Below are 6,596 nucleotides of genomic sequence, written 5' to 3' on the forward strand. Positions count from 1 at the left end.
GCACGCGCCATCGACTACCTCGCCGGGAACGCACGACGCGCACACCCTAAACGGGATCGACAACGTGGGCGGCTGCAATTCGGTCTGGAGCCGATTTTCGCGAATCCTTAACTACATAACCTATGAAAGGAACGTTACCGTCCTTCGTCGGCGAGCGCCACGTCTAAATCACTCCAATCTTCGCGTTCTCGGCCATCCTTGGTAGATTTCCTCAATCCGCTGATCGTGCTTGCTGCGGAGCAGGAGATTCATCTTCACGCTCCTCGATCACCACGGTGTCGGTAATAGCGTACTTGTCGAGCAGCGATTTCGGCAGCCGGATGCTTCGAGAGTTGCCAATATTTACTCGGTCAAGCGGGTCGTCCGATGACGATCGGTTGAGTAAAAGCGCGCCGGCGACGTGCCGGACCAACCGGCTCCCGCCGAGGATATTGATCGGACACCCCTAAGCCAACATCGCAACAGGCGCTTCGGCCGGGTGGCCTTTGCCACTGGTTTGTGCGTGCCTGGCGGGCATCACCGCCATGTCGGATCAGGGACTCTGGTTCTCCGGTACCGAGCCGCTCGGTGGCCGGGCCTTGTCCAGGCCACCCTTAGGCTGCTATACAGGAGATCCGAACCTGTCCTACGACTTCACCGTGCCCGCCTCTCGCCCTCAGGAAAGATACATGGCCGACCCCGCCAATCCCTATGCCCCGCCCGCCGCCACGGTGGCCGACGTGAACGATCAGGCCGGTACGTACCCGCGGCTCGCGGAACGGGGCACGCGCCTCGGCGCTTCCATGATCGACGGACTGGTCATGCTACTGCTGTTCGCGCCGGCCATGTTGGCCGGAATGGTCCTGGGCGACTGGGGCGGTACAGCCGACGCCACTCCCCCGGCGATACTGGTGTGGGCCGAAGCGCATCCGGTGGTATCCCAAATAATCTGGGGGATCGCCGGCCTCTTGGCCTTCTTCGCCGTGAACGGCTACTGGCTGCACACCCGCGGGCAGAGTGTCGGCAAGCGCCTGCTCGGGATCCGCATCGTGCGGAGCAGCGGCGAGCGGGCCACGCTCTCCCGCATCATCTTCGCCCGGTATCTTCCGACCCAGGCAGTGGGCATGGTTCCGGTCATCGGCATGCTGTACGCGCTCATCGACATCCTGTTCATCTTCCGCGATTCGCGTCAATGCCTGCACGATACGATCGCCGACACCATCGTGGTCAAGGATTGACGGCCCCGACCAAGGCGTGACCCCGAAGCATGTGATCCCCCTGCTGGACACGGCCCGTGCGGTCGAGACGCCCGAAGGGGTGACGATCGACCTCCGGGTCGCGGGCCCGGTGCCGCGCTCTCTCTGCTTCGCCATCGACTTCGGGATCCGCGCCCTGGCGTATCTTGGGATCGCCGCCGGGCTGGTCACCTTGGGGCGCTTCGGAATGGGGCTCTTGCTCATCGCGTTCTTCGGCCTCGAATGGTTCTATCCGGTCCTCTTCGAGGTCTATGGCCAAGGCGCGACCCCGGGCAAGCGGATGCTCGGGCTTCGGGTGGTACACGACGACGGCGTGCCGGTCGGCTGGTCGGGCGCCATGATCCGGAACCTGCTGCGCGCGGTGGACTTCCTGCCGTTCTTCTATGGCTGCGGCTTGGTCTCCATGCTGCTGACCCGCGACTTCAAGCGCCTGGGCGATTTGGCCGCCCGCACCGTGGTGGTGTATCGAGAGACCGTCACGCCGCCGCTCCGCCTGCCCGAGGCCACCCCGCACCCGCCACCGGTACGGTTCACGCTCGCCGAGCAGCAGGCGATCCTGGCCTTTGCGGCGCGGGTGCCGAGCCTCACCCGCGAGCGCGCCGAGGAGCTCGCGGCCATCGTCCGGGACGTCGTGCAAGGGGAGGGCGATGTGACGGCCGGGCTCCTCGGCTACGCGCGCCACATCGCCGGCGAGCGATGAGCCCGAACGACTTCGTCCGCCGCTTCCAGTCGGATTGGCAAGCCATCGAGGACCTGGCGACCAAGGCACTGGCCCACCCCCGGGCAAAGCTCACGGGGGCCGCCGACTTCCCGGCGCGCTTCCGGCAACTCTGCCAGCAACTCGCGCTCGCCCGGACCCGCCAGTATCCACCGCAGATCGTCCTGCGCCTGAATCGGCTTGCCCTGTTCGCCCACCAGGCGCTGTACGGGGCCCGGAGCGGTGCCTCGTCCGAGATCAAGTCTTTCGCCCTGGAGGACTTTCCGCTGCTCGTGCGCCGGCACGCCGGGCCCTTCTGGGTCGCGACCTGCCTGCTGTGCCTGCCTGCCCTCGCCATGAGCGCCGTCGTATGGGCACAACCGGAGCTGATCTACAGCCTCATGGACCCTGCCCAGGTGGTGGATCTCGAAGCGATGTACGAGCCGGGCAGGCCCCACATCGGTTTCAAGCGCGCCTCGGACACCAACGTCATGATGTTCGGACACTACATCCAGAACAACCTCTCGATCGGCTTCCAGACCTTCGCCGGCGGGTTGATCCTGGGTCTCGGGAGCATCGCCGCGCTCGTCTTCAACGGCCTCTATTTCGGGGCGGTGGCCACACATCTCACCCGTGTCGGTTATGCTGAGCCCTTCTTCCAGTTCGTGGCCGGCCATTCGGCCTTCGAGCTCACCGCCATCGCGCTGAGCGGCATGGCGGGCCTCCTATTGGGCCGCGCGCTCCTGACACCGGGGCTGTGCACACGGCGCGAGGCGCTCGTGACGACCGCCCGGGTCGCGGTGCGGATCGTCTACGGGGCCGCGGCCATGCTCCTCATCGCCGCGTTCATCGAGGCCTTCTGGTCGTCGACGACCGCCGTGCCGCCGGTGCCCAAGTACCTCATCGGCGCGGCGCTCTGGCTATTCGTGGGCGCCTATTTCCTGTTCATGGGCCGGCGTGCGCATTGAGGCCTTGACGCTCGCGGTGCGTCCGCGGCTGCCCTTCGAGGCCATGGACGTCGGCCTGCGGCTCTGCCAGTCGCACCGGGGCGCGGTGTACGCCGCCTGGGCTGTGGCCCTCGTCCCGGTCCTGTGCGTCGCCACCGCGGCGCGCTTCCTGGTGGACGCGGACTGGTTGTGGTCGACGCTCGTGTGGTGGCTCAAACCGTTCTACGACCGCGCGCTCGTCTTGGTCCTGAGCCGCGCCGTATTCGGCGAGGCCACCGGCGCCGGAGACGTGGCGCGTGCCTTGCTCGGCTTCTTCCGCACCGGCCTCGTGCGGGGACTGACCTGGGGCCGCTTCGATCCGTCGCGATCGTTCACCCTACCGGTCTGGCAACTGGAGGGTTTGCGCGGAGCGGCGCGCCGGCGACGCTCGGCCCTCTTGCGTAAGGGCGGACGCCAGCGCGCCATGTGGTTGACCACGGCCTGTATCCACCTCGAGGTGCTCTTGATGTTCGCGGGGATCGCACTTTTCTTCCTCGTGCTGCCCGAGGGCGTGGGACCGTCGTTCGACCGCTTCGTGTTCTCTTGGATGCAGACACCCGCCGGGGAGGTCCTGTGCGATCTCAGTTACCTCGTCGCCCTGTCCCTCATCGAACCGCTCTATGTGGCCTCGGGCTTTACGCTCTATCTCAACCGGCGCACCGAGCTCGAGGGCTGGGACATCGAGATCGCCTTCCGCCAACTCGCCGCGCGCCGCGCCAGCGCGCGCGAGGCCGCCTGATGCGGGCCGACGTCGCGTCCTACGCGGCGATCCCGGCCCCGCGTGGGGGCACACGACCGTGCGCACCACGGGCGGGCGCCCCTGTCCCCGTGCTCATAGCCACACCTCCTTGTTAGCACGAGCCGATCAGTTGATCTATAGTTGGACCGAGGGCGCTGCTACACAGAGTCCGGATCCAGTGCAATAGGCGGATTCTGTCTAGCACACTAATTTCGGATTCTGTCTAATCAACTGTTGGGCTTCAGAGAAAGGAGGTCGAAATGCGGAGTAAGACTTGGAATACCTACGAAGAGGTCGCTCAATACCTCCTTAATCAATTTGCACAACATTTGAGCGAGGGGGGCCACCACCCAGCAGGGGAGGCGCTTTTTGGTCAGATAGCGGTACAGCCAATAGCCGCAGGGGCCGGCCTCGTACACAAAGACCAACTGAGCGCTCTTGGAGTGGAGCTGGCGGATGAGCTTATCGATGTCGGACTGGCGGGTCCCGATGGAACCGAGGTAGAGCACCTCGGCGTCCTTCGCATCGGAGACATAGGCGACCGCGATGGACTCCTTATGGACATCCAGACCGACGTACAGTGTGCTAGAGTGTTTCATGGCTGACCTCCCGGTTAGCTATTAATGACCACGTGTTCATTATGCGGCCCTGGCCTCGTCGAGGCTAACCCGCGTTTCCACCGGGGGTCAGCCTCGCTCGGCGGAAGTCATAATGTCTAGGCTTCAAAAAGCACGAAAGTAGAAACACCAAAGGCTGTGTAGCCCGTATTCACGGTGAAGGTGACAGATAGCCCATGGGCTCCCATCAAACGCCATTAGAGAACCGCCATACCCAGGCCCTGCGGGTTCGCGACGTGGGTGGCTGCACCCGGCCCGCGCGGCAGCGTCCCGTCGGCAGAGTCGCTGCGACTCTTCAGCGCTTCACCGCGAACCCATCGCCGCTTGTCTCCGGGGCTCGGCAGTGGGATACTTCAGGCGCCTTGACCCAGTTCTAGTTAGGGCGCGAGCGCGGAGAAACAGATGGCGGAACTGACACACATCGAGCGATACCTGGCGCAAGAAGAAAACAATGTGGAACTGCGGATCATCGGTCGAGTGAGCGAGGTTTTATTGGCACAGGAAGACGGGACTGCGAAACCTCATATTGAGTTGCGCCTTAAAGCGGAGGTGGTTACGCCGAATCTCGCCACAGCCTTCTCAGATGCCCACATCCGCGCCATGCCATACTCCGGAAATCACGATCGTCGGCCGGATGGCCAGATCATTCAAGGTTTTGTCCGCCCGTTTGATCGCGAACTTGAGGTCGCGATCGCGGTTCCCGAGAATGCCTTCCTTGCTTTTCTCGCTGGAGTCGTCATCTCTTTCATCGAATGGACTACAGTTAACACTATGGCCGTTCGAGGCCCTCGACTCCTGGGACAGAAACTCTCCGCTCCTCCTGAGGCAAGTCAGGCTGCTGACGGTTGTCCGTGCTTTACGCTAAACATTTACATCGCGCCCTAACCCTGCTCTCAACCGGACGGGCCGGTACGCGGCTTCTTGTTGGCGGGCATCGGCGCGGCCCCCCGGTTAGCTTGATACGTTAGCGGTCACAAGCACGAGTTGGGACATGTCCATCAAGGTCTACTACAATAGCGCCTGCCCTGTTTGTAATGCAGGCATCAAGGACCAGCGCCAGCGCATGGAGGCATGTGGTATCGAGGACATCGAGTGGGTCGATGTGCACACTAAGCCAGAGGCGGTGTCGGAGGTTGGTGCTTCGTTAGAGCAGGTGCGGGAGCGGCTGTATGTCAAAGACTCGGATGGTCAGCTCAATGTTGGAGCGGACGCATTCACGCGCCTATGGTCACAAACGTGCGGCCAGCGCTGGCTTGCGAAACTGTTGCGGTTACCCGTGCTCAAGCAACTTACGCATTTGGCATACAATGTCTTTGCTCGCCTCCTTTACCGCTGGAACCGCGCCAAGGGGCACTGGTAATGTCACCGCTAACACGGCGCTCCACACGGACGCGGAGAAAAGCGCCGCGCCGGTGAGCTTTGCTCGTTCGGCGGCTATCGCTTTCACGGGTGCGGCGATAGACTCAACGCTCAGTTGAAGCATCCGCTTAAATGTAGGGGACAAAAACCATGAACGAACAAGAAAACACGAGGATCGTGCGACGAAGTTACGAACTGTTCAAGAGCGGCGATATTCAAGCGTTGCTCGATTTATTTTCAGAAGACATTGATTTTCAACTTCCCGAAATTGAGAACGTCCCGTTCTCTGGAAGGCATGAAGGGCCTGAGGCGACAGCGAGGTTTTTCAAATTGGTAAGTGAATCCCAAGACGTGCTGGAGTTCAACTCGCAAGAGTTTATCGCGCAAGGTGACGTTGTGTGGTTTCTTGTGTTGTGTGTTGCGGGTGGGCAGCCGCTCAATTCCGGCGTTAGCCGTCAGGAGGAATCATTGCAGTTCGTCATATGCACACACGAAGCGCATGCCAGTGCAATCCTCGGGCAAGCTACGGAACATTTCGGGCCTGGCCCGCATACAAGTATTCGGTTGAGCACTCGGTCTACATACACAAAGACCACCGGGGTAAGGGTCTTGGTCTTGCGCTCATGCAACGGCTCATCGCCGCAGCAGCCGAGCAGCAGTATCACATCCTGGTCGGTGGCATAGACGTCACCAATGCAAGCAGTATTGCGCTGCATGAAAAGCTGGGGTTCGTACATGCAGGCACTATCAAGCACGCGGCGTTCAAGTTCGGGCGCTGGCTTGATCTTGGCTTCTATCAACTGTTGCTCGAAACGCCGGCGCAGCCCGTTGACGGCCAATCGGGTAGCCGGGGGCGTTTGGCCCCCGGCCCCCACACCACCTAGCATGCGGGTCCGCACTAGGCGGTTCACAAAAGTGGAGCACACGATGACATCAGGTATAGCCGTGGGCACGCATCCAAAG

Annotated in this window: 8 protein-coding genes and 1 pseudogene; 7 read left to right on the forward strand and 2 right to left on the reverse strand. The window is 62.4% G+C overall.

Annotation, left to right across the window (positions count from 1 at the left end):
• Positions 1-211 precede the first annotated feature (211 nt).
• Positions 212-412: an AbrB/MazE/SpoVT family DNA-binding domain-containing protein gene (locus tag M3461_22375; GenBank protein ID MDQ3776896.1), complete on the reverse strand. Its 201-nt coding sequence runs from the start codon at positions 410-412 to the stop codon at positions 212-214.
• Positions 413-524: 112 nt separating this feature from the next.
• Between M3461_22375 and M3461_22380 the strand changes: the two genes are divergently transcribed.
• Genes M3461_22380 through M3461_22395 form a run of 4 tightly spaced genes read left to right on the forward strand, consistent with a single transcriptional unit; the run spans position 525 to position 3,657 of the window.
• Positions 525-1,217 (forward strand): RDD family protein, encoded by a 693-nt coding sequence (locus M3461_22380; GenBank protein MDQ3776897.1) that lies wholly within the window; start codon positions 525-527, stop codon positions 1,215-1,217.
• A 16-nt stretch (positions 1,218-1,233) separates the two neighbouring features.
• On the forward strand, positions 1,234-1,935 hold the full coding sequence (locus tag M3461_22385; protein MDQ3776898.1) for an RDD family protein: 702 nt from the start codon (positions 1,234-1,236) through the stop codon (positions 1,933-1,935).
• Complete coding sequence (locus tag M3461_22390) at positions 1,932-2,900, forward strand: stage II sporulation protein M (protein ID MDQ3776899.1); 969 nt, start codon at positions 1,932-1,934, stop codon at positions 2,898-2,900. The genes M3461_22385 and M3461_22390 overlap by 4 nt, the downstream gene beginning before the upstream one ends.
• Complete coding sequence (locus M3461_22395) at positions 2,890-3,657, forward strand: hypothetical protein (GenBank protein ID MDQ3776900.1); 768 nt, start codon at positions 2,890-2,892, stop codon at positions 3,655-3,657. Before M3461_22390 ends, M3461_22395 begins: the two co-directional genes overlap by 11 nt.
• 227 nt (positions 3,658-3,884) lie before the next feature.
• Here M3461_22395 and M3461_22400 read toward each other — a convergent pair whose 3' ends face one another.
• Positions 3,885-4,256 (reverse strand): hypothetical protein, encoded by a 372-nt coding sequence (locus tag M3461_22400; GenBank protein MDQ3776901.1) that lies wholly within the window; start codon positions 4,254-4,256, stop codon positions 3,885-3,887.
• A 420-nt stretch (positions 4,257-4,676) separates the two neighbouring features.
• Between M3461_22400 and M3461_22405 the strand changes: the two genes are divergently transcribed.
• The 3 genes and pseudogenes from M3461_22405 (at position 4,677) to M3461_22415 (ending at position 6,517) form a co-directional block, all read left to right on the forward strand.
• A complete protein-coding gene (locus tag M3461_22405) occupies positions 4,677-5,159 on the forward strand; it encodes a hypothetical protein (GenBank protein MDQ3776902.1) in 483 nt (160 codons plus the stop codon).
• A 106-nt stretch (positions 5,160-5,265) separates the two neighbouring features.
• Positions 5,266-5,634, forward strand: a complete 369-nt coding sequence (locus tag M3461_22410; protein MDQ3776903.1) for a DUF393 domain-containing protein — start codon at positions 5,266-5,268, stop codon at positions 5,632-5,634.
• Positions 5,635-6,151: 517 nt separating this feature from the next.
• Positions 6,152-6,517 (forward strand): annotated as a pseudogene (locus tag M3461_22415) (N-acetyltransferase family protein).
• Positions 6,518-6,596: the final 79 nt, after the last annotated feature.

The organism is Pseudomonadota bacterium (genome assembly GCA_030860485.1).
GTDB lineage: Bacteria > Pseudomonadota > Gammaproteobacteria > JACCXJ01 > JACCXJ01 > JACCXJ01.